This window comes from Pseudomonas fluorescens (genome assembly GCF_001708445.1).
GTDB lineage: Bacteria > Pseudomonadota > Gammaproteobacteria > Pseudomonadales > Pseudomonadaceae > Aquipseudomonas > Aquipseudomonas gorinensis.
This window is the reverse complement of the sequence record NZ_CP015637.1, coordinates 1,646,237-1,671,824: the sequence shown is the minus strand read 5'-3', so window position 1 is coordinate 1,671,824 and position 25,588 is coordinate 1,646,237. Positions and strand designations below refer to the sequence as shown.

24 protein-coding genes and 2 pseudogenes are annotated in these 25,588 nt (G+C 58.7%); 14 read left to right on the top strand and 12 right to left on the bottom strand.

The features are described from left to right. Positions 1–18 precede the first annotated feature (18 nt). Positions 19–337, top strand: a pseudogene (locus A7317_RS31000) (site-specific integrase); the annotation flags it as partial. Beyond that, positions 326–565 (top strand): annotated as a pseudogene (locus A7317_RS29850) (terminase); the annotation flags it as partial. The pseudogenes A7317_RS31000 and A7317_RS29850, both read left to right, overlap by 12 nt. A gap of 80 nt (positions 566–645) precedes the next feature. Here the strand turns inward: A7317_RS29850 and A7317_RS07540 are convergent. Then, positions 646–2,739 carry an AAA family ATPase gene (locus A7317_RS07540; RefSeq protein WP_081329160.1) on the bottom strand — a complete coding sequence of 698 codons (2,094 nt, stop codon included), beginning with the start codon at positions 2,737–2,739 and terminating at the stop codon, positions 646–648. A gap of 266 nt (positions 2,740–3,005) precedes the next feature. Between A7317_RS07540 and A7317_RS07535 the strand changes: the two genes are divergently transcribed. Continuing rightward, a complete protein-coding gene (locus A7317_RS07535) occupies positions 3,006–3,626 on the top strand; it encodes a hypothetical protein (protein ID WP_069075492.1) in 621 nt (206 codons plus the stop codon). Between the two features lie 60 nt (positions 3,627–3,686). On the opposite strand, the gene A7317_RS07530 is transcribed toward A7317_RS07535, so the two are convergent. Further along, the gene (locus A7317_RS07530) at positions 3,687–3,902 is read right to left on the bottom strand and encodes a hypothetical protein (protein WP_069075491.1); all 216 of its coding nucleotides are present in this window, start codon (positions 3,900–3,902) and stop codon (positions 3,687–3,689) included. A 533-nt stretch (positions 3,903–4,435) separates the two neighbouring features. On the opposite strand from A7317_RS07530, the gene A7317_RS07525 reads away from it, so the two are divergent. Then, positions 4,436–4,726 carry a DUF6124 family protein gene (locus tag A7317_RS07525; RefSeq protein WP_069075490.1) on the top strand — a complete coding sequence of 97 codons (291 nt, stop codon included), beginning with the start codon at positions 4,436–4,438 and terminating at the stop codon, positions 4,724–4,726. A gap of 146 nt (positions 4,727–4,872) precedes the next feature. Beyond that, entirely contained in the window at positions 4,873–5,094 is a 222-nt protein-coding gene (locus A7317_RS30995; RefSeq protein WP_069075489.1) for a hypothetical protein, read from the top strand. Between the two features lie 100 nt (positions 5,095–5,194). Here A7317_RS30995 and A7317_RS07515 read toward each other — a convergent pair whose 3' ends face one another. Continuing rightward, on the bottom strand, positions 5,195–6,382 hold the full coding sequence (locus tag A7317_RS07515) for an MFS transporter (RefSeq protein ID WP_069075488.1): 1,188 nt from the start codon (positions 6,380–6,382) through the stop codon (positions 5,195–5,197). A 493-nt stretch (positions 6,383–6,875) separates the two neighbouring features. Here A7317_RS07515 and mqo point away from each other — a divergent pair, with 493 nt between their 5' ends. Next, a complete protein-coding gene (gene mqo, locus A7317_RS07510; RefSeq protein WP_024074121.1) occupies positions 6,876–8,522 on the top strand; it encodes a malate dehydrogenase (quinone) in 1,647 nt (548 codons plus the stop codon). Positions 8,523–8,857: 335 nt separating this feature from the next. Here the strand turns inward: mqo and A7317_RS07505 are convergent, their stop codons facing one another. Then, entirely contained in the window at positions 8,858–10,645 is a 1,788-nt protein-coding gene (locus tag A7317_RS07505) for an ABC transporter transmembrane domain-containing protein (RefSeq protein ID WP_172831340.1), read from the bottom strand. 250 nt (positions 10,646–10,895) lie between these two features. Between A7317_RS07505 and A7317_RS30825 the strand changes: the two genes are divergently transcribed. Continuing rightward, positions 10,896–11,069: a PA1571 family protein gene (locus A7317_RS30825; RefSeq protein WP_041160865.1), complete on the top strand. Its 174-nt coding sequence runs from the start codon at positions 10,896–10,898 to the stop codon at positions 11,067–11,069. 149 nt (positions 11,070–11,218) lie between these two features. On the opposite strand, the gene pdxB is transcribed toward A7317_RS30825, so the two are convergent. Next, positions 11,219–12,361, bottom strand: a complete 1,143-nt coding sequence (gene pdxB, locus A7317_RS07500; RefSeq protein WP_024074072.1) for a 4-phosphoerythronate dehydrogenase PdxB — start codon at positions 12,359–12,361, stop codon at positions 11,219–11,221. A 178-nt stretch (positions 12,362–12,539) separates the two neighbouring features. Between pdxB and A7317_RS07495 the strand changes: the two genes are divergently transcribed. Continuing rightward, positions 12,540–13,937, top strand: coding sequence for an MATE family efflux transporter (locus tag A7317_RS07495; RefSeq protein ID WP_024074071.1), 1,398 nt, complete (start codon positions 12,540–12,542; stop codon positions 13,935–13,937). Here A7317_RS07495 and tusA read toward each other — a convergent pair. Both tusA and rlmM read right to left on the bottom strand, forming a co-directional pair. Next, positions 13,934–14,185, bottom strand: a complete 252-nt coding sequence (gene tusA / locus A7317_RS07490; protein WP_024074070.1) for a sulfurtransferase TusA — start codon at positions 14,183–14,185, stop codon at positions 13,934–13,936. The two genes, A7317_RS07495 and tusA, sit on opposite strands and share 4 nt — an antisense overlap. A 27-nt stretch (positions 14,186–14,212) precedes the next feature. Next, the gene (gene rlmM / locus A7317_RS07485; protein ID WP_024074069.1) at positions 14,213–15,289 is read right to left on the bottom strand and encodes a 23S rRNA (cytidine(2498)-2'-O)-methyltransferase RlmM; all 1,077 of its coding nucleotides are present in this window, start codon (positions 15,287–15,289) and stop codon (positions 14,213–14,215) included. 195 nt (positions 15,290–15,484) lie between these two features. Between rlmM and acnA the strand changes: the two genes are divergently transcribed. Beyond that, positions 15,485–18,226 (top strand): aconitate hydratase AcnA, encoded by a 2,742-nt coding sequence (gene acnA, locus A7317_RS07480; protein ID WP_069075486.1) that lies wholly within the window; start codon positions 15,485–15,487, stop codon positions 18,224–18,226. Positions 18,227–18,344: 118 nt separating this feature from the next. Here acnA and A7317_RS07475 read toward each other — a convergent pair whose 3' ends face one another. Next, positions 18,345–19,283, bottom strand: a complete 939-nt coding sequence (locus A7317_RS07475; protein WP_024074067.1) for an aspartyl/asparaginyl beta-hydroxylase domain-containing protein — start codon at positions 19,281–19,283, stop codon at positions 18,345–18,347. Between the two features lie 815 nt (positions 19,284–20,098). Between A7317_RS07475 and A7317_RS07470 the strand changes: the two genes are divergently transcribed. Further along, the gene (locus tag A7317_RS07470; RefSeq protein ID WP_069075485.1) at positions 20,099–20,773 is read left to right on the top strand and encodes an NAD(P)H-binding protein; all 675 of its coding nucleotides are present in this window, start codon (positions 20,099–20,101) and stop codon (positions 20,771–20,773) included. A gap of 20 nt (positions 20,774–20,793) precedes the next feature. Here A7317_RS07470 and A7317_RS07465 read toward each other — a convergent pair whose 3' ends face one another. Beyond that, the gene (locus A7317_RS07465; RefSeq protein ID WP_024073949.1) at positions 20,794–21,282 is read right to left on the bottom strand and encodes a DMT family transporter; all 489 of its coding nucleotides are present in this window, start codon (positions 21,280–21,282) and stop codon (positions 20,794–20,796) included. 77 nt (positions 21,283–21,359) lie between these two features. Between A7317_RS07465 and A7317_RS07460 the strand changes: the two genes are divergently transcribed. The 4 genes from A7317_RS07460 to A7317_RS07445 all read left to right on the top strand — a co-directional run bounded on the left by A7317_RS07460 (position 21,360) and on the right by A7317_RS07445 (position 24,047). Next, a complete protein-coding gene (locus A7317_RS07460) occupies positions 21,360–22,277 on the top strand; it encodes a LysR family transcriptional regulator (RefSeq protein WP_420492576.1) in 918 nt (305 codons plus the stop codon). A 15-nt stretch (positions 22,278–22,292) separates the two neighbouring features. Next, a complete protein-coding gene (fos, locus tag A7317_RS07455) occupies positions 22,293–22,703 on the top strand; it encodes a fosfomycin resistance glutathione transferase (RefSeq protein ID WP_069075483.1) in 411 nt (136 codons plus the stop codon). A 54-nt stretch (positions 22,704–22,757) separates the two neighbouring features. Continuing rightward, positions 22,758–23,399 (top strand): LysE family translocator, encoded by a 642-nt coding sequence (locus A7317_RS07450; RefSeq protein WP_024073952.1) that lies wholly within the window; start codon positions 22,758–22,760, stop codon positions 23,397–23,399. A gap of 120 nt (positions 23,400–23,519) precedes the next feature. Continuing rightward, positions 23,520–24,047 carry a DUF4142 domain-containing protein gene (locus A7317_RS07445; RefSeq protein ID WP_024073953.1) on the top strand — a complete coding sequence of 176 codons (528 nt, stop codon included), beginning with the start codon at positions 23,520–23,522 and terminating at the stop codon, positions 24,045–24,047. Between the two features lie 53 nt (positions 24,048–24,100). Here the strand turns inward: A7317_RS07445 and A7317_RS07440 are convergent, their stop codons facing one another. From A7317_RS07440 to A7317_RS07430, 3 genes are all read right to left on the bottom strand, one after another. Continuing rightward, positions 24,101–24,526: a low affinity iron permease family protein gene (locus A7317_RS07440; RefSeq protein ID WP_024073954.1), complete on the bottom strand. Its 426-nt coding sequence runs from the start codon at positions 24,524–24,526 to the stop codon at positions 24,101–24,103. 111 nt (positions 24,527–24,637) lie between these two features. Continuing rightward, on the bottom strand, positions 24,638–25,138 hold the full coding sequence (locus A7317_RS07435; protein ID WP_069075482.1) for a methylated-DNA--[protein]-cysteine S-methyltransferase: 501 nt from the start codon (positions 25,136–25,138) through the stop codon (positions 24,638–24,640). Positions 25,139–25,239: 101 nt separating this feature from the next. Then, positions 25,240–25,572: a hypothetical protein gene (locus A7317_RS07430; protein WP_024073956.1), complete on the bottom strand. Its 333-nt coding sequence runs from the start codon at positions 25,570–25,572 to the stop codon at positions 25,240–25,242. Positions 25,573–25,588: the final 16 nt, after the last annotated feature.

The window sequence follows — 25,588 nt, the reverse complement described above, 5'->3', positions numbered from 1 at the left end:
TGACGCGTACCACTTTCGATGGCGACTATCAGGGCAAGAAAACTGGCGGATGGGACTGCGAGCTACACGGCTCAGATCCGCATCCAGCGCGACGGAGTGCAAGTCTACCAAGAGAGCCAGACCTTCGCCTGAAAACAGGCCACCTAGGCCTGGACGCTTAATCGTGAGTCGGGGCTGGATGAGCCTGGTGTGATCGAGCGGGCGACTCGCAAGGGCACCGTGCTCAAAGACATGATCAATCGCCACCTGGTAGCGGTTGAGAAAGCCCGGCGACTGGGGAAGACCAAGTGCGACACTCAATGCTATCGGTGAGGCGTACCTAGGCGAGCTGACCGAGCACTACAAGCCGTTTGCCATGCGGTTGTTCAGCGAGTGTTCTGGCCTGATGGTGGTCGCTCTGCCGCTGGTGCCAGGTGGCAAGTTCCGGGTGCTTGAGCGTCACCAGTTCCGAGGCATGGACTTCGCGGCGCAGGCCAGTGTGATCAAAGCCGTCTGCGACCGCTACTGGGTGACGTACATCGGGATCGATGTCACCGGTCTGGGCAGCGGTCCATGCGCCGTTGTGCTTTCCTTACTCTTACGCGTAGATCTTACGCGGCGGTATGCGGCGCTGGCAGTTCAGTGCGCCGCACACATTAAACCTACCTATAAGCCGGCTATAAATGTGTCACATTCATCTATAACGTACTGCGGCACGAGCTGGAACTGAGATGGGTTGAGTTGATAGATGTAATTATTTTCGATGTGGAAAGCTTCATTGATAAATTTACGTATCACGTCAGATTCAATGTCTTTCTCTTTTCCGTCAAACAACATTCTGTATATATGAAGTTTTTCGTAGTTATTTTTTGATGAGAAGTACAGTATTTTCATCTGGGCATCGTCTTGTACTAGCTTGATCAATCTCTTGTATTCAAAGTTTTCAACGAATAAGTTGATGTGTTTAGTTCCATCATTTATTTCTTCCTCAGTCAGCTCTGTAAAAGTGCCATCCACAGATTTTTTTGAGGGGGTCGCTCTCTTGTGGAAAAGGCTAGACAAAATGTCGAAGCTGTTTTTTTTGTTTTGAATGATTTCGTAGTATCGGCGTAGGTAAACTAGGCGGTTTATGTCGTGGCAGTCAGTTTTAGAGTTACTAATAGCGATCTCTATGAAGGTTTTGATATCAGATCGGTCTATGTTTTTTTCGTTTAATTGGCCAGAGTTGTTTTCTAAGAAGTAAACGGCAGGTTTTATAAAGCGGTCAGGGTGATGCAGCATCATGTCTACTACAGGTTCAAAGTCGTGAGTAAGAAGTAGAACGGTTTTTTCCCGGAAAGAGTTCTCTTTACGAAATAGAGCATCGACTATGGCGTATTTTTTATTTTTGTCAAATGATGAGATAGGATCGTCAAGTATAATTAATTCAGCTTCAGTCTTTAAGCAGTCATACATGAATAGCACTAGTGAAAACGCGTTTCTCTCGCCATAGCTCAGGTGGGATCGAACGTTGTCAATCTCCCCCTCAGTAGAGTTGTGCAGTAACTTGAGCTTGTAGTTTTCACCGTCCTCGATAAGCTTCACTGAATAGCTGTATCCGGCGTTACGCAAAAAGTCGTTAATTCCGGTACCGTTTATTTTAACTAGTTTCTCTATAAGTTTCTTTTGCTTTGTTATGCTGCCCTGTAGTTTTCCAGCCTTTTCCAGTAAGCCATCAATCCCTTTGTTTACAAGCTGAATTTTATCTTGAGTGCTCTGAGAGTTAAGGTGAACGAATAGATTGAGATCTATCTTATGGTTTCTCAACTCTTCAATAATCACATCCACATTTTTAAATGAGGAGAACCCTAGGTTTTGTGCTTTTTTTAAACTCTCAGAAAGACGGTCAATTTGGCTCCATACCTCGCGAATGTATTCTGCTTGCACATCCGTATAGCCATCGATGTTTTTTATAAAGCTATCAATGTTTGTGCGTGTGTTGTCTGCAAAGTATTTATTTAGTTTTGAAAATATTGCTACGGTCTTATTGAGGCTTTCGATGGATTTGGAATCGTAGGTCTTAGTAACAGTGTTAATAATTTCGATTGTGTCTTTTACATCGTGCGTACAGTAGGGGCAATCAGATGATATTTCTAAAAAAGGAAGGCCCTCTTGTTGCCATTTTACCCATTTATAATTTTGCTCGTGTTGGATTAGGTTGGAGAATCTCTCCAGTCCTTTCGGTATTGAGGCTACTTTGTTACCTGATTTTAGTGCTTTGGAAATACCGCTTGAAGCATGGAATCCCGTTTTTACCGGCTTGCCAAATGCGCTTGAAAGCTCTGTCAGGTCTGATATTAATACTTCGATTTCAGGGTCGCCAACTAAAAGGTCTTTCATGTCGTTGGTTAAAGATTTTATTTCCTCCATGCCGGACTCGTAGTCCTTGTCTCGTATGAATATATCAAAGCTGCCTTTTACTAGTTCATCGGCTTGGAATACAAAGTCGTTAATGTAAGCTTCGTCAAATATTCGTAGCTTTGTTATATCTTCTGCTCCTTGTATTTTAGGGGTGGCCTCCTTGTTTTGATTGTTTTTAAATGATGTGAGCTCTAATAGTCTTCTTGTGCCCGAGAGCCTGTCAGTGATGGAGTATGCTAACGCCTTTGCGATTGTACTTTTACCACTGCCGTTTGTCGCATATTTAATATTTAACTTGTTTGGGGCGATATGCAGAGTCCCGCTATCTATATTGTTGCAGTTAGAAATTATGATTTCCATATTCGATCTCATTGGCAGCGGTTTGAGATTGAATGATAGCTCATAGCCATTTTTTTGCATGGGTATGAGCCGGACCGATCCTAAATTTTTCGGGTTCTAACCGGAAATGAGTTTGTTGTCTGCGCATAGGTAAGCTGGGTGTATGAGTAAATTGAGAAGTGTTTCTATATTCGCTGCTATGCTAATTTCTCCCGCAGCCAGGGAGGACATTCTTGCTACCTGTTAAATTGGCAAGCGTGTGCTCTCTAAAAGTTTGGATGAACCAAATGCCACACGACTACCCCTCTGAGTCATTAAAAATACAAGCTCGGCTTTATCAACTGGGCCTTATGCCAAATAACCTAATGATGATTGGGGCCTTTATCGTGGCATATGGTCTATTCGAAACGACGTTGGAGCGTGCACTCTGGACGCTTTCAGATAGTTCTGTAGCTGGAGTACGACCCTTTACCGAAAAGATGAAATCTGAGGATCAGTTCAAACGCCTTGGTCAGGGGAGCTCCAAGCTTAGCGATAAGTGCAACGCGGTACTGCAAGTCGCGGCACTGACAGCTGAAGATCTAAATGAATACCGCAATAGCCTTGTTCACGGTTATCTTCTGGCGATTGAAGGGGGAGGCACTCCATCGTTTATGAAGAATCCTGCATGGCATCAGGAACTGCGGAACAAGCCTGTCGGAGATGCCTACATTGATGAACCTTTTCAGGACCTAGTTCTAGTCTCCACATGGACGCTTTTCAGGCTCGTGCGTCTGGTTGAAAAGTCTTCGGCAGAGCCTGAGACGCAGGAGGCGATTGAGAGGCTGGACGTAGACGTAAGAAGGGCAAGGAGCTACGCAAACGAAGCACGGCACATTCGTTATCTTATAAATCATGAGAAGTACTGATAAAAGCTAATAAGTTATCCTGTCGCATTGTGAGAGAGCGGGACGGATTTCTTCGTGTGCCTACAGCGAATCCAAACCCTTCAATCGAGCCAAACCTTGCTTCATATGTCCTGCGTTTTCACCAATCGTATGAAGCGCTCCGCGAACATTCTCACCGAGCTCTAAAGCGTTTTGCTGCTCAGCCCAAAGAGTCAATTCCATCACTGCTGCCTCCAACACCAGTTGATTTTGATAAAAACGTTCCAGTACGTCTGCCAGTGAATATTCGCTTGCCATTGTGGACGACTCGTTTCGAAAAAAACCAAGCATAGCAGTGCCAAGGTCTGTCACCGACTGCAAAGAAAAGGGTCGGTTTCCAGTGTTTAGAATCGGTGTTGGTACGAAAGTGGTACGGATAGTTGATGGTGGGGCTGTGGTGACCGTGGTGTCAGGCCTACAGGTTTAATAGCTCCAATCCATCCCCGGTACGACAGATAAGCAATAAAGTTATCTTCGGGACCAAACCAAAATCTCTAGGAAATGTCCCACACTTTTCTCGGCTTGCCCCTCAGACCACCCATAGCTAACCTCCTCAAGCCGCTGACAACCCAGCGGCCGGATGTGGAAGTCCGACCAAGCTGAAGGCGCTCAATCGTCCATAAACATCTACCGGCGTTTTTTTACGTCTGTATGATTGCGTTATGGCGGCTGTGCGCGGGGCACTTCGGTGCGCCGGGTCCTTTAGCCCTGGTCTTCCACACCTGCGTACAGCTGCCACCCTCATGTGGAAGTGAGATAGGCAGTTCCTTAAACGCTAAAGGAGCTCCGCCATGTACAAGGTCACACCTAACCCGCCACATGCTTCAAACGCTGCACCAGCCGAGCAACCCACTGGCAACGTCTTCCTCGTCAGCCCCAACATCGACTCCGAAACGCTCCTGGCCAACGCCGCCGAAAACCTTGCGTCCGCCAACCAAATGGCCGCAACCCTGGCTTTCGACCTTGATGAACCCCATCGCGCCATCGCCCTGGGCATCCAGCAGCTAATCGACCTGAGCGCTCTACTCGTCAGCCGAGCCCAGGAGCACGTCGCGCCTACCGCCAGCACGGCCACAGCCTGACACCCAACCCCGCCGCCTTACCCCAAGGCGGCAACCTGAACCCTCCCTGTCACCCGGTAAAGTTTCATAATTCCCTTCGCCTTTGAGGTCTACGATCGTCCCCAAGAGAGGCCCCCCGCGCCTCCAGTCCACAGGGAACTGAAAACATGATCTCGAACCTTGTCAAAGTCGTGATGATTGCTGGCACGTTGCTGTTGGGCGCTTGCTCTTCGGGTTCGTCTGGCGTGAGCAGTGACCCTTGCTTTTCGGGCGGGTGCCAGGCGTTTGGTGACCACAGCCCCAGCAAGGCCGCGAAGATGAATTTTGGCGGCAGTGGGCTGGGGAGTAGTTATGGGGAGTATGGGTCGGGGTTGTTGCATGATGATTGATGGGGTGGTGGGTCAGGCGTTGGTGTGTTGACTGACCCACTGCTATCGGGGGCAAGCCCCCTCCCACATTCGATCTGTGGTGGGGGCAGAATTGTGGGTTTTAGTGCCCGCCCTGCATGCGCCGCGCGACCAGGTAGATACCCAGGCCGACCAGTGCCGTAGCCGCGCCGATGTAGCCAGTGCTGGTCCAGCCCAACCCTGCTGTAATCGCCATCCCGCCAAACCACGGCCCCAGTGCATTCGCCAGGTTGAACGCCGCGTGGTTCGACGCGGCAGCCAGGCTCGGTGCCTCATGGGCAATATCCATCAGGCGGATCTGCAACGGTGCGGCCAGCGACACCATGGTGCCCACCAGGCCCATGCTCAGCAGCACGCCCCATAGCGATGAGGCCGCGAAGGGGAAGAACAACAACACCGCCATCGACCACACCAGAATCCAGCCCACCGCGCGAAACTGCATGCGATCAAACAGCTTGCCGCCGGCGATGTTGCCGATAATTCCACCGACGCCAAACGCCGCCAGGCCAAATGGAATCCATTGTGGCGAGACTTTGGTCACTTCCAGCATGGTCGGCGCCAGGTAGCTGAATACGCAGAACATCCCGGCAAAACCGATGGCGCCAATCGACAGCGCCATCCACACCTGGGGTTTGGTGAAGGCGCGCAGTTCCTTGCGCGGGTCGCTGCGTTGTTCGTCGTGGCGGTGGGGGACGAATTGCCAGACCAGGGCGATGGTGAGGAGGGCTATCACGCTGACCAAGGCAAATGCAGAACGCCAGCCCAGGTGTTGGCCGAGGAAGGTCGCGATGGGGTTGCCGAGCAGCATGGCCAGGGTCAGGCCCATCATGACCCGCGCCACGGCGCCGGCGCGTTTGTGGTTGGGCACCATGCTGGAGGCGACCACGGCGGCGATGCCGAAGTAGGCGCCGTGGGGCAGGCCGCTGATGAAGCGGAAGGCGACCAGCGAGCCGAAGGTCGGGGTGAAGGCGGTGGCGAGGTTGCCCAGGGCGTACAGGCCCATCAGCAACAACAGCATATGTTTACGCAACAGCTTGGCGCCGAGGATGGCCAGCAGCGGTGCGCCGACCATCACGCCCAGGGCGTAGGCGCTGATGGCGTGACCGACCTGGGGTTCACTCAGGTTCAAGTTGCGGGCGATGTCGGGCATCAGGCCCATGATGGCGAATTCGCCAGTACCGATCGCGAAGGCGCCCACGGCCATGGCAGCTTCCATTTTGGCGGCACTGCGCGCGGGCAGCACGTGCCCGGGTGTTTGCTGGATAGTCATGGGTAACTCTATTTGGATGAACGGCACGAAGGACAGCCGCCGATGCTACGCAAGCAGCGACGAAGGTGTCTAGAACAGCCTTTTTTGACAGAGTTCAGTTTGATTAAACACCCTGTGACCCCACGTCGCGCTTGCCACGCTTGACAGCGGCGCGGCAAAACCCGCGATTTAGAGCTGTCAATTGGCCAAACGACGCATAAACGCCGTTTAGCGTGATATTCTGCGCGCCATCTTGGTCTGGTCTTTCCCCGGTACGTACACCCGTATACGTCCCGGCGGTCGGCTGTCGCCCAGGTAGCTGAAGCCAATAATGATAAGAAGTCAGCGCAGAAGGGACATAAAAGTGAGGTCGATACGTCGGCCTTGTGTGCCCACCCTGCGGTCTCGAAGTGAATGCGCAAACCCCACGTTGCGTTGCCTGGCGCAGCGTGAACGAGGGTTGCCCATCATCAGGGGCAGTGGGGCGGATGGCGTTTTATCATAGGTGCTACCGATGTTTAAGAAAGTAAACACGGCCCTGCTGGGGCTGGCTTTGTCGATGGGGATCACGTCCGTCCACGCGGAAGAGGCAAAGAAAGTCGATGTGCTGCTGATCGGCGGCGGCATCATGAGTGCGACCCTGGGTGTATGGCTCAATGAGCTGGAACCAGGCTGGTCGATGGAAATGGTCGAGCGCCTCGACGGCGTCGCCGAAGAAAGCTCCAACGGCTGGAACAATGCTGGTACCGGTCACTCGGCCCTGGCCGAGCTGAACTACACCCCGGAAGACAAGAACGGCAACGTTGAGATCCCGAAAGCGGTCGAGATCAACGAAGCGTTCCAGATTTCCCGTCAGTTCTGGTCCTGGCAGGTCCAGCAGGGCGTGCTGAAGAACCCGCGTTCGTTCATCAACTCCACACCGCACATGAGCTTTGTGTGGGGCGATGACAACATCAAGTTCCTCAAGAAGCGCTACGAAGCCCTGCAGGCGAGCCCGCTGTTCGCCGGCATGCAGTACTCCGAAGACCCGGCGCAGATCGCCAAATGGGTTCCGTTGATGATGGAAGGGCGTGACCCGAACCAGAAAATCGCGGCCACCTGGACCCCGATCGGCACTGACGTGAACTTCGGCGAGATCACCCGCCAGTTCGTCGCTCACCTGCAAACCACGCCGAAGTTCGACCTGAAGCTGTCGAGCGAAGTGCAGGACATCACCAAGAACGCCGACGGCTCGTGGCGTGTCAGCTACAAAAACCTGAAAGACGGCACCAAGACTGAAACCGACGCCAAGTTCGTGTTCATCGGCGCTGGCGGCGGTGCCCTGCACCTGCTGCAGAAGTCGGGCATTCCGGAAGCCAAGGAATACGCGGGCTTCCCGGTTGGCGGCTCGTTCCTGGTCACCGATAACCCGGCCATTGCCGAGCAGCACCTGGCCAAGGCCTACGGTAAAGCTTCGGTTGGCGCGCCACCGATGTCGGTTCCGCACCTGGACACCCGCGTGCTGGATGGCAAGCGCGTGATCCTGTTTGGCCCATTCGCAACCTTCTCGACCAAGTTCTTGAAAGAAGGCTCGTACCTGGACCTGCTGACCAGCACCACCACCCACAACATCTGGCCAATGACCAAAGTCGGTATTCGTGAATACCCGCTGGTCGAGTACCTTGCCGGCCAACTGATGCTGTCGGATGACGACCGCTACAACGCCCTGAAAGAGTACTTCCCGAACGCCAAGAAAGAAGACTGGCGCCTGTGGCAAGCCGGTCAGCGCGTGCAGATCATCAAGCGTGACGAAGAGCAGGGCGGCGTCCTGAAACTCGGTACCGAAGTGGTCAGCTCCGCCGACAACACCATTGCCGGCCTGTTGGGTGCATCGCCAGGCGCATCGACTGCGGCGCCGATCATGCTGACCGTGCTGCAGAAAGTGTTCAAGGACAAGGTTGCGACCCCTGAGTGGCAGACAAAACTGCACCAGATCGTGCCAAGCTACGGCACCAAGCTGAACGACAGTCCTGAGGCTGTTGCCAAGGAATGGGCCTACACCGCCGGTATCCTGCAACTGACCCCACCGCCTGCGATTCCGCAACTGACTGCTCCAAAAGCCACCGAGGCTGCCAAGCCTGCGGCCGCGCCGAGCAAGCCAGCGTCTGACCTGGCGCTGTAAGCAACGCCTGATATCAGGTAACGCTTAAAAAATCTATGGTCCCCCCATTTTTGCAATACTGATTAACGGGCGATGTGGTTGGCTTGCTTAAATCTATCCGGCGTCTGTTTGGGGCTTGGCGAGCGGGCTTGTTGTGGCGAGCGGGCTTGCCCCGCGTTGGGCTGCGAAGCGGCCCCAATAAGGCCACCGCGTTTATCCAGGCATATTAAATCGCCAGGTTTTGGGGCTGCTTCGCAGCCCAACGCGGGGCAAGCCCGCTCGCCACAACACGCACGCTCGCCACAACAAGCCCGGTTGCCACAACAGGCCTGCCCCCCCTGTCCACAACAATCACGCTAGGCCTGGTTTTTTGCGACATCTACGGCGTCACTGAACTGCAACGCCGCCAACCGCGTATACAGCGGATTGTTCGCAATCAACTGCTGATGCGTACCCACCGCTACCAGCTTGCCCTGGTCCATCACCGCAATCCGATCGGCGTTCTTCACCGTGGCCAGGCGATGCGCGATCACCAGCGTGGTACGGCCCTGCATCAATTGCGGCAACGCCTGCTGGATCAGGTGTTCACTCTGCGCATCGAGGGCGCTGGTGGCTTCGTCCAGCAGCAGGATCGGCGCGTCCACCAGCAATGCGCGGGCGATGGCCAGGCGTTGTCGTTGGCCGCCGGAAAGGCCCATGCCGCCGTCGCCGAGGTGGGTCTGGTAGCCGTCGGGCATTTGCAGGATGAAATCATGGGCGTGGGCAATACGGGCCGCGGCTTCGACCTGCTCACGGGTCGCCGCCGGGTTGCCGTAGCGGATGTTCTCCTCGACGCTGCCGAAGAACAGCGCCGGGCTTTGCGACACCAGGGCGAAGTGGCGGCGCAGGTCCAGCGGGTCCAGCTCGGTCAAGGGGTGGCCTTCGAGCAGGATGCGGCCTTGTTGGGGGTCGTAAAAGCGCAGCAACAGATCGAAAATCGTCGACTTGCCGGCACCGGACGGCCCCACCAGCGCCAGGGTTTCACCGGGGTTGATGGTCAGGCTCAACCCGTCGATGGCGTAGCTGTCCGGCCGCGAGGGGTAGGAAAAGCGCAGGTCTTGCAGTTCCATGCGGCCGCTGACCCGCGCCGGCAACTGCACCGTGCCGGTGGCGGGAGCCCGGATATCGTTGCTCGACTGCAACAACTCGCCGATTCGCTCCGCCGCACCGGCAGCGCGCTGCAGTTCGCCGAGCACTTCGCTGAGGGTGCCGACGGCGCTGCCCACAATCAGGCTGTAGAACACGAACGCCGCCAGCTCGCCGCCGGAAATGCGCCCACTGATCACGTCCATGCCGCCGACCCACAACATCACGCCCACGGCCCCCAGCACCAGCATGATCACCAGGGTGATCAACCAGGCGCGTTGGGCGATGCGTTTGCGTGCGGTGTTGAACGCTTCCTCGACGGTCACGGCAAAGCGTCGTTCGTCCTGCACCTGGTGGTTATAGGCCTGTACGGTCTTGATCTGGCCGAGGGTCTCGGACACATAACTGCCTACATCGGCGATGCGGTCCTGGCTCAGGCGCGAGAGGCTGCGTACGCGGCGGCCAAAGATCAGGATCGGCGCCAGCACCAACGGCAGTGCGACCACAACGATGCTGGTGAGCTTGGGGTTGGTGATGAACAACAACACGATGCCGCCGATGACCATCAACCCATTGCGCAGGAACAGTGACAGCGACGAGCCGATCACCGATTGCAGTAAGGTGGTGTCGGTGGTGAGTCGCGACTGTATTTCCGAACTGCGGTTGTTTTCATAGAAGCCGGGGTGCAGGTAGATCAAGTGATTGAACACCTGGCGACGAATATCGGCCACCACCCGCTCGCCGATCCACGACACCAGGTAGAAGCGTGCAAACGTACCCATCGCCAGGCCCAGCACCAGAATCATGAACAGCCCGATGGACTGGTTGAGCAGGTGTGGCGACTGGGTCATGAAGCCCTGATCCACCAGCAGGCGAATGCCCTGCCCCATGGACAAAGTGATGCCGGCGGTAACGATCAGCGCCAACAGGGCACCGAGGGCCTGCCAGCGGTAGGGCGCGATAAAGCGGCTGGCCAGGCGAATCGCGCGGCGCTGTCGGACTGAGAACATGGAGGGCATCACCGTTGAGGAACGTGTACACCACATGGGGGGAACTTGGGCAAATAACAACTTTCGTAACAGCAATGAGTCAGATTAATTATGCCCACCGATACTGATGCCTAGAGGCTATCGGTCTAACGTCCCGCTGGAAATCCGCGGAGGTTTCTGCTGGACTGGGGGCTCGAACCGATGATTGTGCAAGGAGTTGTAACAGCGCGGTCACGCGGGGGTTTTACAGTAGGTACACAACCTGATGAGGAGACAGGCTATGACCTTGCAAAATAGCAGCGATGCCAAGATTGAAGTGATCCGCCAACCGCAGCAGTTGCCTTGCTCGTACATCGACGCCAAGGGCCACGAAGTGCAGATTACCGAAGAGATGATCCAGCAAGCGTGCCGCGAGTTGGAACAACGCCTGGTCAAGCCTGCGCAGCAAGGCTGAAGCGCCTGAACTCTTTCAAAACCGGTCCTGGTGGCCGGTTTTTTTGTGGCCAGGCTGCTGGCTCCCATTGAGCCGCGAAGTGGCCCCAAACAATGGGACGGCTGCGCAGTCCAACGGGAGGTGGCGCCCTCGCCACAGTAACAGTGTTCCTACAGGGCGCTTGCGCCCAATGCCTGGACGATATTCGCCAACACCGCCGACTCCCCGTTGATGCGCACCTTCAAGCCGTCAATCTCGCGACGCTCAGGGTAGTGCTTGCGCAACAGGTCAAATGCCTTGCGCTGCTCCTCGACGGTTCCTACGAGGCTACGCCGGAAATCTGCGTCGTCCCGACGCGGGTCATACACGCTGCGGCATAACGTCGCCAAAGCCCAGGCGGGATCGGTCGATGCATTCAAGTGCACCTCGGCCAGCCAGGGCGGCGGCAGCAAATCGCTGAGTTGAATGCTCGCTTCCTGGCCCAGATGCGCACAGAACGCCTGGTAGATCTGCGCCGTGCCACGCTGCTTGCCATCCAGGCTGTAGCCGGCGATATGCGGCGTAGCCAGCACGCACAGGTCAGCCAGGTCGACGTCCACTTCCGGCTCGCCCTCCCATACATCCAGCACCGCTTGCAGGTCCTCGCGTTCAAGCAGCACGTCGCGCAGGGCTGCGTTGTCGACCACCGGGCCACGGCTGGCATTGATCAGCCAGGTGCCAGGCTTGAGGCGGTTGAGCCGCTGGCGGTCCAGCAGGTGCCAGGTGGAACCGTTGCCGGACTTGGTCAGTGGCGTGTGCAGGCTGATCACGTCGCACTGTTCGATGATCTGTTCCAGGCTGACGTAGTCACCGTCCTCGGCGATCTGCCGCGGCGGATCGCACACCAGCACGTTCCAGCCCAGGCCCTTGAGCACCTTGACCAGGCGACCGCCGACTTCACCGGCACCCACCACACCGTAGGTGCGTTGATTGAGGTCGGCGCCTTCGATCTCGGCCAGGGTTTGCAGGCTGCCAAGGACGTAGTCCACCACGCCGCGAGCATTGCAGCCGGGGGCGCTGGACCACTGGATCGCGGCCTGCTTGAAGTAATCGAGGTCCAGGTGGTCGGTGCCGATGGTGCAGGTGCCGACAAAACGCACCGCCGAACCTTCGAGCAGGGCGCGGTTGACGTTGGTGACCGAACGTACCAGCAGCACATCGGCCTGCTCGACCGTGGCACGGTCAATGGAGCGCCCGGGTACCCGGCGAATTTCGCCAAACCCTTCGAAGAAGGCATCGAGCAGCGGGATATTTTCGTCGGCAACAATCAGCATGGCAGGCTCCTTTCGCGGATCAGCAGTGTACAGGGATGCGCTCGGTGTCACACCGTGGATCCCAGGAGTGAAGAGTGCCTGGAGGATCGTTTACAAATCCCTAACACAGGTTTTTTCCTGACTATCGCGTCAAGGCGTAGAATCCGCCGTCCTGTGCTCTTTCCTGGACACCCCGTACGTGAACGCTGCCATCACCGCCCCCCTCACCCGCCCCGCCCGCATCAACCGCGAGGTGCGCAGCCTGCTGACCCTGGCCCTGCCGATCATGATCGGCCAACTGGCAACCACTGCCATGGGCTTTGTCGATGCGGTAATGGCCGGGCGTGTCAGCCCGATGGACCTGGCGGCCGTGGCCCTGGGTAACTCGATCTGGATTCCGGTGTTCCTGCTGATGACCGGCACCCTGCTGGCCACCACGCCCAAAGTCGCCCAGCGCTTCGGCGCGGGCACGTTCCGCGAAATCGGCCCGCTGGTGCGCCAATCATTGTGGCTGGGGCTGATCGTCGGCTTGACCGCGTTGCTGATGCTGATCAGCGCCGAACCGATCCTGCACGCGATGAACGTCGACCCCGCGCTGATCAAGCCGTGCATGGGGTACCTGCATGGCATCGCCTCGGGCATGCCAGCGGTCGCACTGTACTACGTGCTGCGCTGCTTCAGCGATGGCCTGGGCCGAACGCGCCCCAGCATGGTCATGGGCCTGTGCGGGCTGGCGCTGAATATTCCGCTGAACTACGTGTTCATCTACGGCCATTTTGGCGTGCCGGCCATGGGTGGCGTCGGCTGTGGCTGGGCCACGGCAATCGTGATGTGGGTAATGATGCTCGGCATGGCGGCCTGGACCCGTTGGGCGCCGGCCTATCAGAGCAGCGAGTTGTTCAAGCGTTTCGACTGGCCGCAGTGGGCGGTGATCAAGCGCGTACTGGCCATCGGCCTGCCGATCGGTATTGCGATCTTTGCCGAATCGAGCATCTTCGCGGTGATCGCCCTGTTGATCGGTAGCCTCGGCGCCACCGTGGTGGCCGGGCACCAGATCGCGCTGAACTTCAGTTCGCTGGTGTTCATGATCCCCTACTCCCTGAGCATGGCGGTCACCGTGCGCGTCGGCCAGGCCCTGGGGCGCGGGGAACCGCGAGAGGCACGCTTCGCGGCCGGGGTCGGCATGGGCACTGCGCTGGCCTATGCCTGCCTGTCGTGCAGCCTGATGCTGCTGTTTCGCGAGCAGATCGCCACGATCTATACAGCGGACCCACGGGTGGTACAGGTGGCATCGATGCTGATCGTGTTTGCCGCGCTGTTCCAGTTTTCCGATGCGATCCAGGTCACCGCCGCCGGTGCCCTGCGTGGGTATCAGGACACGCGGGTGACCATGGTGCTGACGTTGTTTGCCTATTGGGGCGTGGGCCTGCCGGTCGGCTATGCCCTCGGGCTGACCGAATGGCTGGGCGCGCCCAACGGCCCCAGCGGCTTGTGGCAGGGGCTGATCGTCGGCCTCAGCTGCGCGGCGGGGATGCTGGTGGTGCGCCTGGCCCGCAGCGCGCGGCGGCGCATTCGCCTGGACAAGGCACGGGCTTAATCAACCTTTTTGCGAATCCAGTACAGGTAGGTCCCGGCCCGTTCCTGCTGCTCCACCAGTTCATGGTCGAGAAATACGCAGAACTTGGGAATATCGCGGCGGGTCGACGGGTCGGTGGCGATCACCTTGAGCAAGCCGCCAGGCGGCAGGTCGCGGATGTGCTGGTGCAGCATCATCACTGGCTCCGGGCAGTTGAGGCCCGTTGCGTCGAGGGTGCCATCAACGGCGGTGTCGAAAATATCGCTCATTGTCTACTCCTGAAACCGGCGCTCAGTTTAGCGGGCCTTGGTTTTCTTCACATCCACCAACCGACGCAGGTGGCAGGTCACTTCTTCACGGTCGTGGTACAGCTGCTTGCAGCCGATCTCCACCCGAATACCACGCGCCTTGAAGCCCTCTTCGATGCGTTCGAGCAGGCGCTTCACCTCGGCGTAACGCTGCTTCATCGGCAACTTCAGGTTCACCACGGCCTCACGGCAATAGCCTTCGCCGATCCAGGTTTCCAGCAGCGCGGCGTTGCGCGCCGGCTTCTCGACGATGTCGCACACCATCCAATCCACGGGCTGCTTGGGCACGAAAGTGAAGCCGTCAGCCATCAGGTGTTGCACCAGGCCGGTGTCCATCAGGCTTTCGGCCATGGGGCCGTTGTCGATGGCGGTCACCAGCATGCCACGGTTCACCAGTTGCCAGGTCCAGCCACCGGGGGCGGCACCGAGGTCGACACCGGTCATGTCGCCATGCAGGCGCTCATCCCACTGGTCGCGGGGGATAAAGTGGTGCCAGGCCTCTTCCAGCTTCAGGGTCGAGCGGCTGGGCGCGTCACGCGGGAATTTCAGGCGCGGGATGCCCATCGGCCACATTGCCGAGTTGTTCGACTCGGCCAGGCCCATGAACACTTCGCGGCCGCTCTTGAAGGTCAGCAGCAGGCGCGGCTTGCTCGGGTCGTCCACCAGCTTGCCGGCCCCCAACAGGGCTTTGCGCAGGTGCACTTCGAATTTCTTGCAGAAGTTCGAGAGTTCCTTGCCATCGTTGGTATCGACCATCTCCAGCCACACACTGCCGCACACCGGGAAATCGCGCAGGTGCGTGAGGATCACGCTGATGCGATCGGTTTCCGGCAAATCGATAAATACCCCGCGCGCCCACTGCCTGGGGAAGATCAGCTCGGCAAAACGCTGGCCGTGCATCAGGCGCTGGGCGCCGTCTTCTTCGGTGCAGACAAATTCGGCGCAGGCGCTGCCGGTCTTGGCCTTGGCGTAGCCCGAAACATTCAGGCGTGCGGCGTGCTCCGCGATCTCGGAACAGACTTCGCCCTCAAACCCCGGACGGCAGTGCATAAAAAGGGTGTTCATCGACTCTCCTGGTGAATCAACTGACTTGCGCTATCGCAATGCCTGTCATGAAAACGCGCGCATGATAGCCGAGTTCGGAACCTTGGTTCTGTCCATAGAGTCCAGTAATTAGCCAGCTACTGAAAACAGGGCTAGTTTGATAGCTCTGTTAGTCCCGTCAGGTCCGTAGCCGTGCGGACCATAAGGAGTCATGTAATGTCATCCCTTGATAGCCTGAGAACCCTTAAAACCCTGCAAATCGACGATAAGACTTATCACTATTTCAGCCTGCCCGAAGCCGCCAAGAGCCTGGGCGACCTGGATAAGCTGCCGATGTCCCTCAAAGTGCTGCTGGAAAACCTGCTGCGCTGGGAAGACGACAAGACCGTCACCGGCACCGACCTCAAGGCCATCGCTGCCTGGCTCAAAGAGCGCCAGTCCGACCGAGAGATCCAGTACCGCCCGGCCCGGGTATTGATGCAAGACTTTACCGGCGTACCCGCCGTGGTCGACCTCGCCGCCATGCGTGCTGCCGTGGCCAAGGCCGGTGGCGACCCGCAACGTATCAACCCGCTCTCCCCCGTGGACCTGGTCATCGACCACTCGGTGATGGTCGACAAGTTTGGCACTACCCGTGCCTTCGAACAGAACGTCGACATCGAAATGCAGCGCAACGGCGAACGCTATGCCTTCCTGCGCTGGGGCCAGAGCGCCTTCGACAACTTCAGCGTGGTGCCGCCGGGCACCGGCATCTGCCATCAGGTCAACCTCGAATACCTTGGCCGCACCGTGTGGACCAAGGACGAAGACGGCCGTACCTATGCGTTCCCCGACACCCTGGTCGGGACTGACTCCCACACCACCATGATCAACGGCCTTGGCGTATTGGGCTGGGGCGTGGGCGGTATCGAAGCGGAAGCCGCGATGCTCGGGCAGCCGGTATCGATGCTGATCCCGGAAGTGATCGGCTTCAAGCTCACTGGCAAGCTGAAAGAAGGCATTACCGCCACCGACCTGGTGCTGACCGTTACCCAGATGCTGCGTAAAAAAGGCGTGGTGGGCAAATTCGTCGAATTCTACGGCGACGGCCTGGCCGACCTGCCCCTGGCGGACCGCGCCACCATCGCCAATATGGCCCCGGAATATGGCGCCACCTGCGGCTTTTTCCCGGTGGACGACGTGACGTTGGACTACCTGCGTCTATCCGGTCGCCCGGCTGAAACCGTCAAATTGGTCGAGGCTTACACCAAGGCCCAGGGGCTGTGGCGCAACGCCGGCCAGGAGCCAGTGTTCACCGACAGCCTGGCCTTGGACATGGGCAGCGTCGAGGCCAGCCTGGCGGGGCCAAAACGCCCGCAGGACCGGGTATCGCTGCCCAATGTCGGCCAAGCCTTCAGTGACTTCCTCGACCTGCAATTCAAACCCACCAACAAGGAAGAAGGCCGCCTGGAAAGTGAAGGCGGCGGTGGTGTCGCCGTGGGCAATGCCGATCTGGTCGGCGAAACCGACTATGAGGACGACGGCCACACCTATCGCCTGAAAAACGGCGCCGTGGTGATCGCCGCCATCACCTCTTGCACCAACACCTCCAACCCCAGCGTGATGATGGCTGCCGGGCTGGTGGCAAAAAAGGCCGTGGAGAAAGGTCTCACCCGCAAGCCCTGGGTAAAAACCTCGTTGGCGCCGGGTTCCAAGGTGGTCACCGACTACTACAAGGCCGCCGGTCTTACCCAATACCTCGACAAGCTCGGCTTCGACCTGGTGGGCTACGGTTGCACCACCTGTATCGGCAACTCCGGGCCGTTGCCCGAGCCGATTGAAAAAGCCATCCAGAAAGCCGACCTCGCCGTCGCTTCGGTGCTGTCCGGCAACCGTAACTTCGAAGGCCGCGTGCACCCGCTGGTGAAAACCAACTGGCTGGCCTCCCCGCCCCTGGTGGTGGCCTATGCCCTGGCCGGCACGGTACGCATCGATATCAGCAGCGAGCCTTTGGGTAACGACCAGGATGGCAATCCGGTGTACCTCAAGGACATCTGGCCGAGCAGCCAGGAAATCGCCGACGCCGTGGCCCAGGTCAGCACCGTCATGTTCCACAAGGAATACGCCGAAGTGTTTGCCGGTGACGAGCAGTGGCAAGCAATCGAAGTGCCGCAAGCCGCGACCTACGTGTGGCAGAAGGACTCCACCTACATCCAGCACCCACCGTTCTTCGATGACATTGGCGGGCCACTGCCGGTGATCAAAGACATCAAGAGCGCCAACGTGCTGGCGCTGCTGGGCGACTCGGTGACCACAGACCACATCTCCCCGGCCGGCAATATCAAGGCCGACAGCCCTGCCGGCCGCTACCTGCGTGAACAGGGTGTGGAACCGCGCGACTTCAACTCCTACGGCTCACGCCGGGGCAACCACGAAGTGATGATGCGCGGCACGTTCGCCAATATCCGTATCCGCAATGAAATGCTCGGTGGCGAAGAAGGCGGCAACACGCTGTATATCCCCACGGGCGAGAAAATGTCGATCTACGACGCCGCCATGCAGTACCAGGCCAGCGGCACGCCACTGGTGGTGATCGCCGGCCAGGAATACGGCACCGGGTCAAGCCGCGACTGGGCCGCCAAGGGCACCAACCTGCTGGGCGTCAAGGCGGTGATCGCCGAGAGTTTCGAACGGATTCACCGTTCCAACCTGGTGGGCATGGGCGTGCTGCCGCTGCAGTTCAAGCTGGATCAGAACCGCAAGGCGCTGAAGCTGACCGGCAAGGAGAAGATCGACATCCTGGGGCTCACAAACGTGGAGATCGTGCCGCGGATGAACCTGACGCTGGTGATTACCCGGGAGGATGGCAGCAGCGAGAAGGTCGAGGTGTTGTGCCGGATCGATACCCTCAATGAAGTGGAATACTTCAAGGCCGGGGGCATCCTGCACTATGTGCTGCGCCAGTTGATCGCGTCCTAAGAACTAAGAACACAGGAGATCAAATGTGGGAGGGGGCTTGCCCCCGATAGCGGTGGATCAGGCAAAAATATTTAGCCTGACACACCGCCATCGGGGGCAAGCCCCCTCCCACATCAGATCAGCCGAACAGCCATTTCCACAGCAGTACCAGGACGACCACCGCCAGCACCGGCCGCGCAATGCGGTAAGCCTTCGGGTGCTTGCGCTTCCACTGCTTGACCACACCGCTGAACTTGTCGCTGAAGGACTTGCTCCAGGCGTAGGCCTGGTTGATGCCGCCGACGCGTTCATCATCCAGGTTCTGCGGTGCCGTGGCGCGCCCAAGTTGCTGGCTGACCCAACGGTTGATGCGGGTCATCAGGCGGTTGCTCAACGGCCGCTCGATATCGCAGAACAGGATCACGCGAGTCTTCTCGGTCTCGTTCTTGACCCAGTGCACGTAGGTTTCGTCGAACATCACGTCCTCACCGTCGCGCCAGGCATAGACCTGGCCGTCGACAAAGATGCGGCAGTCGTCGGAGTTCGGCGTGGACAGCCCCAAGTGATAACGCAGGGACCCGGCAAACGGATCGCGGTGCGGGTTCAAGTGGCTGCCGCCGGGCAACAGCGCAAACATTGCGCCCTTGACGTTGGGAATGCTGCTGACCAATGCCACGGTCTTCGGGCACAGCGCCTCGGCCGATGGCAGCGGTTTGTCGTACCACTTGAGGTAGAAACGCTTCCAGCCCTTCTTGAAGAACGAACCGAAACCGGCGTCATTGTTCTTTTCAGCGGCGCGAATGTAACCCTCGTCGAACAGGTGCATGGCCTCTTCGCGGATCACTTCCCAGTTGTCCTTGAGCACGTCCAGTTCCGGGAACTTGCTACGGTCCAGGTACGGCTTGGACGGCACCGCCGAGAACAGGTACATCAAGGCGTTATACGGGGCGAACAGCGCCGAATGGTTGACGAACTGACGCAACATCGGCAAACGGGCCTTGCCGCGCAGATGCACATACAGCGTGCTGCCGATAAACACCAGCAACACCGACAGTTTGGCGGCCAAAGAAAAGGTCATGCAGCAACTCCTGGAAATAAGCGCCTGGCCAGCAACCTCCCGTCAACGGGAAACCAGACGTAGCAGCCGGCCATGATAAACACTTGGGCCATTATGCAGAAGGCCCGGGCGGGCCGGCTGACACAAATCAAACATTGCAAGCGACGCTGCTGTGGCGAGCGGGCTTGGTATGGCAAGCCCACCTCTTGTGGCGAGCGGGCTTGCCCCGCGTTGGGGCGCGAAGCGGCCCCATTACAGGCGATGTGTTTTTAACTGACACACCGCGGTGCCTGGTTTTGGGGGCTTGCTCGCGAAAAACGTCAACGATAACGCGTGTTTCCTGAATGAACGCGGCGTCTGTGAGTTCTTCGCGAGCAAGAACTAGGCGTCCCCCTCGCTCCTACAAAAAAACCTTAACTGAACGGCATTAGGGCAAGCCCGCTCGCCACAGGTCACTGTTTGCTCGTTCTATCTCTTAACTGTCACCAGCAGGCTCGCCATGCCCCCACTCATCGTCTTCAGCCGCCCCGTGGGCGCGACGAAGTGATTGAGCATCAACGTCTCTACCCGATACGCCCCTGCAAAATCAACGGTGCGCGGGTGTTGAACACCATGATCGCCCCATCGCCTGAGCCTTGCGCCGATGCCGCGTGCAAATAGCGGCTGATGCCGACTTGGGCAAGGAGGGCCGCGCTGCAAGCTCGGGCGGGGTGGTGGTGCGTTTCAAGAACGGACGATTCCTATTTGGGCGCTAAGCTACTGGCAGCACGCTACAAGCTGTTAGTGTATTTGTCTTTAGCGTGCCGTTGATGGCAGGCCATTGAAGGTAAAACCTTATGAGAGTCTTATTATTCGGTGCCACCGGCATGGTCGGCCGGGGCGTCCTCCGTGAGTGCCTGCTGGCCGCGGATGTGCAGGAAGTCGTGGCCGTCGGCCGCACGCCGCTGGCCCAGGAGCACGGCAAGCTGCATCAGGTGTTGCACAGCGACATGCTGGATTTCCAACCCCTGGAAAACCTGTTGCAAGGTTTTGATGCTTGCTTCTTCTGCCTCGGCGTTTCGTCGGCTGGCATGAATGAAACCAAGTACACCCACCTCACCTATGACCTCACCCTTGTCGCCGCCAGTACCCTGGCTCGGCTTAATCCGCAGATGACCTTTATCTACGTGTCCGGCGCGGGTACCGACAGTTCCGAGGCGGGCAAGTCGATGTGGGCGCGGGTCAAGGGCAAGACCGAGAACGCCTTGCTGCGCCTGCCGTTCAAGGCGGTGTACCTGTTCCGGCCGGGGGTGATCCAACCCTTGCATGGCGTGCGCTCGAAGACGCCGTTGTACCAGTTGTTCTACACGGTGCTCGGGCCGTTGCTGTCGGTGGTGCGTGGGATCAAGCCGGGCTGGGTGGTCAGCACCGAGACCGTGGGGCGGGCGATGCTGGCGGCGGTGCGTAACGGCGCGCCGCAAGCGGTGGTGGAACAGGCCGAGATCAATCGACTGGCTCGCGATACACCCTGAGCCCTGTGCACCCGTGCGGATCAGCCTGCCGTCGCCAGTGTGCGGGCGGGTGTGGCACTGAACTGGATCAACGCCACGCCGCCTATCAACAAGAGCGCTCCCAGCACCCGGGGCGTGGTCAGTTGCCGTTCTACCAGGCCAAACAGGCCGAAGTGATCCAGCAGCAGCGACGCTAGAATCTGCCCGGCCATGGCCAGGGCGATAAACCCCGATGCACCCAGCTTGGGCAGCAGTATCAGTGCCAGCGAGATAAAGCACACACCCAATGCGCCACCGGCCCACATCCACAGCGGTGCCTTGCTGATAAACGCCAGGTTCGGCAACGGCAGGCGCAGTGCGACGATCACCGGCAGCAGCACGATAATGCTCACCAGCAACGACGCCAGCGTCGCCCACAGCGGGTGGCCGAGACCGCGACCGAGGTTGGCATTGATCGCACTTTGAAACGGCACCACCGCCCCGGCGATCACCGCCAATAGCAACAAACCAGCCCAATGCAACGTCGTCATGTCGAATCTCCCAGAGGTTTTGCTGGACTCTAGGCTATTCGTCATGCAAATTTAAATTCCAATTCCTTATGCCAGACATGCAGCTGATGAATGATCTACGGCGCATCGACCTCAACCTGTTGGTGATCCTCGACGCCTTGCTTGCCGAGCAGCACGTCACCCGTGCGGCGGCGCGCCTGCACCTGAGCCAGCCGGCGGTCAGCCATGCGTTGGCGCGCTTGCGTGATGTGCTCGGTGATCCCTTGCTGGTGCGCCAGGGAGGCACGTTGGTGCCGACTGCCCGCGCGCTGGAATTGGCGACTCCGTTGGCCGAGGCCCTGGCCCAGGTGCAGGCACTGCTGGCACCGAATCAGTTTGACCCAGCCTCGGCCAAGCGTCGGTTTCGCGTGGCGATGTCGGACTACAGCGCGGCGATTTTCCTACCGGGGCTGGTGCGAACCTTGCGTCACGAAGCGCCGGGTATCGACCTGCAGATTGTCCAGGCCAGCCGCGAAGGCATGGTGGAGGGCGTGCTCAATGGCGACCTCGACCTGGCCGCTGGCGTGTTCCCCGACATGCCCGCCGAACTGCGCAGCTCGCCGTTGTTCGAAGAGCATTACACCTGCCTGGTGGACCGCGACAGCCTGCCGGAGAGCGGCATCCTCGACTTGCCTACCTACCTGTCGCGGCCCCATGTGTTGCTGGAAATGCGGGGCAGCGGCACGCCGGAAATCGAGCGCGCATTGACGGCGATTCGTGAGCGGCGGCATGTGGCGATCAGCCTGCCGCACTGGGGCGTGGCACCGCAGTTGATTCGCGGCACGGACTTGATCCTGACGGTGTCATCGCGGGGGTTGCTCAACATCGACCATCAGCACCTGCTGACCGTGCCGCCGCCGTTTCCTATTCCCTCGTTTGCCTTTGAGCTGGTGTGGCATGGGCGGCGGGGCGGGGATTCGGGGTTGCAGTGGTTGAAAGACCAAATGCAGGGTGTATTGTCCGAAAACCACCGCTAACAGGGACGAAACAACATGCTCACCGGCCTCAACCACCTGACCCTGGCCGTCACCGATCTGCCTCGCAGCGTCAGCTTCTACCATGGGCTGTTGCAACTGAAGCTGGAGGCCACCTGGGACAGCGGCGCCTATTTGTCATTGCCGGGCCTATGGCTCTGTTTGTCCCTCGATCCTTTACGCGACTCGAATCCGGCGGCCGACTACACCCACGCTGCGTTTACCGTCGCAGCGTCAAATTTCACCGCACTGGTCGAGCGCCTGTGCGCCGCCAACGTACAGGCGTGGCGCGACAACCGCAGCGAAGGCGCCTCGTTCTATTTTCTCGACCCCGACGGCCACAAGCTTGAAGCCCATGTGGGCGACCTGGCCTCGCGCCTGCAAGCCTGCCGCGACAAACCCTATGTCGGCATGAAGTTTTACCCTTAGTACTGGAACGTGCAGAATCCAGCCACCTCCACATCCTCTGTCAGAGTCGCGCCCATGACCCTTTCCTTGCTGTTCGCTGTGCTCGCTTCGGGTTTTATCTACGGGATTACGCCGGGGCCGGGGGTACTGGCCGTATTCGGCATCGGCGCCGCCCGTGGTCGCCGGGCCGGGGCGGGGTTCCTCTGCGGGCACCTGCTGGGCGATGTGCTGTGGTGCAGCACCGCGCTGGTGGCGATTGTCGGCGCGCGGGAAGTCGGCAGCAGCGCGTTCGATGTGCTGGGCGTGCTCAGCGGCCTGTACCTGTTCTGGCTCGGCTGGCGCGCGATTCGGACCCAGCGTCGCAACGGCGATGCCCCCCAGGGCGCGGCGCGCCATCCGTTCTGGCACGGTATTGTGTTCGGCCTGACCAACCCCAAGGCTTACCCGGTGGCCGTGGCCACGTTCACTGCGCTGCTCTCCAGTCGTGCCGAGTTGCTGACGTGGTCGATGCTGCCGTCGTTGATCTTCCTGAGCTTCGTCGGTGGCCTGCTGGCCTATGCCATTCTGATCGGTGTGGTGGGTGCCCAACGGGTGCGCACGGTGTATCAACGCCATGAAATCCTGATCACCCGACTGTGCGGCGTGATGTTCATCGGCTTTGCTATAAACGCCCTGGCCCATGCGTTACCGGGGCTGTTTGGCAGCAAACCGGCTTGAGGTGGCGACGACCGTTCGTCGCAACGGCAAGTTTTTTCTAAACCTTTGCCGCCCGGAAAATTCGAATCCAGGGTGGGGTGTATTCCCCCCGCACCTATTTTTGCCCTGGAGGAACCCATCATGAGCCGCATGGCTATCCGGTTACGCACCGCCAGTTTCGCGATGCTGCTGGGCCTCGGCGCCAGCAATGCTTTCGCCCAGTCGCCTGCTGAGTTCATCGAGCAGGCTTCGGCCAAAGGTATGGCCGATATCGAGACCAGTCGCATGGCCCACGCCAAAACCTCGTCCCAGGAAATCAAGGACTACACCATCGAGGTGATCAACGAGCGCACCCTGGCCAACCAACATTTGGCGGCGATTGCCAAGAAGCTCGACTTGCCGGTGGCCCCACGGGAGAAGATCGTCGACAAAGCTGAAACCCTGATGCCCGAACTCAAGGAGGGTGACTCCTTCGACGCCGCCTACACCGCACAACAGGTCAAGGAAAACGAAGAGGCCATCGCCCTGTTCAAGCGCGAAGGCGCCGCTTCCGATGTCCCGGAAATAAAAGCGCTGGTGGATGAAACGCTGCCCAAGCTGGAAGAGCGCCTGCAAAAGGCTCGTGCCCTGGCATCCACCTACGGCAAAGGTCATCAAGGCGATGGTTGAGGCCTTTACTGCTTAGGAAAAACGGCGGTTGGAGCTGATCCAACCGCCGTTTTTCATGCCTGGTTCAAATCGGTCTTGGTGGGGGCCGCATCGTCGGCAGCGTGACCGCAGCTGCTGTTCAGGCTGACGCTGCCGGTTTTGCCAATGCTGCGGTATTCCTGGCGTAGCTTTTCCAGTTCTTTGCGGTCCAGGCCGTCCAGGCTCAACACGGCATTTTGCGCGTCCTTGGACACGCGCAGCAGTTCATCGATCTTGATGTGCAGGATGTCGTTATCGCGGTTTTGCGTGTTTTGGATCAGGAACACCATCAGGAAGGTGATGATGGTGGTCGAGGTATTGATGATCAGTTGCCAGGTGTCGTTGTAGTGGAAATACGGCCCGCTCAGGCTCCACAGGAAAATCAGCGCGACGGCCGCGTAGAACGTCCGGGCACTGCCAGCCCAGCGGGACAGGGATTGTGAGACTGCGGAGAATTTCATGACCGGTTTCCTTAAGGGGAGGTGATGAAGTGATGGACCGCAGCGCAGTGCTGAAATTTCTTTTTACAACTGGTCTCCTGAACAAAGGGGACGTTTTTGCCGCGGCGCGTTTCAGAACACCAGTTCGGCCTGGCCGCCGCCTTCCAGCGCGAGCAAGTATTGCTTGGCCTCCAGCCCGCCAGCGAATCCGGTCAGCCCGCCTGACGCGCCGATCACCCGATGGCACGGAGCAATGATCGAGATCGGGTTGCGACCATTGGCGGCTCCCACGGCACGCACGGCTTTCGGGTTGCCAATCTGCTGGGCGATCTGGCTGTAGCTGCGGGTTTCGCCAAAAGGGATCGTCAGCAATGCCTGCCACACCGATTTCTGAAAATCGGTGCCGGTGAAGTCCAGTTCCAGCTCGAACCGGTGACGGCTGCCGGCGAAGTATTCGTGCAATTGGCGCTTGGTTTCCAGCAACACCGGGTTGTGATTGGCCTCATGCAATTCACCCAGGCGTACGCGGTTGGCGCGCTCGCATTCCCACAGGATGGCGCTGAGCTTGCCATTGCGCGCCACCAGGGTGAGCTCGCCGACGGGGGAGGGCATGAGTGTGTATTCGTAGCGCATGAGTGGGCTCCTCGACAGGCGGCGTTAAAAGGTTCAGCGCTACTGTAGCGCCATCGGCGTGTCTGGAAACTGCGCTTCTTGCGGTCAAATTCGCCTTGAGACTAAAAATTCCAGTAAAGCCAGTTGGCGAAATACGGCCACCAGTAGAGCCGCGCGAGCATGTAGAGCGCCATGAGTACTGAGGCGGTGCTCAGCATGACCCATGAAACGGCATTGAGCAGAGTGACTATCAGCGCGAACATCGTCACGCGTCGACTGGCGTGGTGCCAGGCAAACCTTACGCCATAGGCCGACGCTGCAATCACTCCCAGCGCCAGGAACAGGCCAAAGGGAAATGGCAGCCTCACCCATGAGACCAGGAAGGGCAGAACCAGCACCCAACCGACCACCTGGCGCAGTACGGGTTTGGGGGTGGATTGTTCAGGCTCAAGCATTGCGGGTATCTCACTC

Coding starts and splice junctions, on each gene's coding strand:
- A7317_RS07540 (WP_081329160.1), bottom strand. CDS start 2,739: ATGGAAATCATAATTTCTAACTGCAACAATATAGATAGCGGGACTCTG.
- A7317_RS07535 (WP_069075492.1), top strand. CDS start 3,006: ATGCCACACGACTACCCCTCTGAGTCATTAAAAATACAAGCTCGGCTT.
- A7317_RS07530 (WP_069075491.1), bottom strand. CDS start 3,902: ATGGCAAGCGAATATTCACTGGCAGACGTACTGGAACGTTTTTATCAA.
- A7317_RS07525 (WP_069075490.1), top strand. CDS start 4,436: ATGTACAAGGTCACACCTAACCCGCCACATGCTTCAAACGCTGCACCA.
- A7317_RS30995 (WP_069075489.1), top strand. CDS start 4,873: ATGATCTCGAACCTTGTCAAAGTCGTGATGATTGCTGGCACGTTGCTG.
- A7317_RS07515 (WP_069075488.1), bottom strand. CDS start 6,382: ATGACTATCCAGCAAACACCCGGGCACGTGCTGCCCGCGCGCAGTGCC.
- mqo (WP_024074121.1), top strand. CDS start 6,876: ATGTTTAAGAAAGTAAACACGGCCCTGCTGGGGCTGGCTTTGTCGATG.
- A7317_RS07505 (WP_172831340.1), bottom strand. CDS start 10,645: ATGCCCTCCATGTTCTCAGTCCGACAGCGCCGCGCGATTCGCCTGGCC.
- A7317_RS30825 (WP_041160865.1), top strand. CDS start 10,896: ATGACCTTGCAAAATAGCAGCGATGCCAAGATTGAAGTGATCCGCCAA.
- pdxB (WP_024074072.1), bottom strand. CDS start 12,361: ATGCTGATTGTTGCCGACGAAAATATCCCGCTGCTCGATGCCTTCTTC.
- tusA (WP_024074070.1), bottom strand. CDS start 14,185: ATGAGCGATATTTTCGACACCGCCGTTGATGGCACCCTCGACGCAACG.
- rlmM (WP_024074069.1), bottom strand. CDS start 15,289: ATGAACACCCTTTTTATGCACTGCCGTCCGGGGTTTGAGGGCGAAGTC.
- acnA (WP_069075486.1), top strand. CDS start 15,485: ATGTCATCCCTTGATAGCCTGAGAACCCTTAAAACCCTGCAAATCGAC.
- A7317_RS07475 (WP_024074067.1), bottom strand. CDS start 19,283: ATGACCTTTTCTTTGGCCGCCAAACTGTCGGTGTTGCTGGTGTTTATC.
- A7317_RS07470 (WP_069075485.1), top strand. CDS start 20,099: ATGAGAGTCTTATTATTCGGTGCCACCGGCATGGTCGGCCGGGGCGTC.
- A7317_RS07465 (WP_024073949.1), bottom strand. CDS start 21,282: ATGACGACGTTGCATTGGGCTGGTTTGTTGCTATTGGCGGTGATCGCC.
- A7317_RS07460 (WP_420492576.1), top strand. CDS start 21,360: ATGCAGCTGATGAATGATCTACGGCGCATCGACCTCAACCTGTTGGTG.
- fos (WP_069075483.1), top strand. CDS start 22,293: ATGCTCACCGGCCTCAACCACCTGACCCTGGCCGTCACCGATCTGCCT.
- A7317_RS07450 (WP_024073952.1), top strand. CDS start 22,758: ATGACCCTTTCCTTGCTGTTCGCTGTGCTCGCTTCGGGTTTTATCTAC.
- A7317_RS07445 (WP_024073953.1), top strand. CDS start 23,520: ATGAGCCGCATGGCTATCCGGTTACGCACCGCCAGTTTCGCGATGCTG.
- A7317_RS07440 (WP_024073954.1), bottom strand. CDS start 24,526: ATGAAATTCTCCGCAGTCTCACAATCCCTGTCCCGCTGGGCTGGCAGT.
- A7317_RS07435 (WP_069075482.1), bottom strand. CDS start 25,138: ATGCGCTACGAATACACACTCATGCCCTCCCCCGTCGGCGAGCTCACC.
- A7317_RS07430 (WP_024073956.1), bottom strand. CDS start 25,572: ATGCTTGAGCCTGAACAATCCACCCCCAAACCCGTACTGCGCCAGGTG.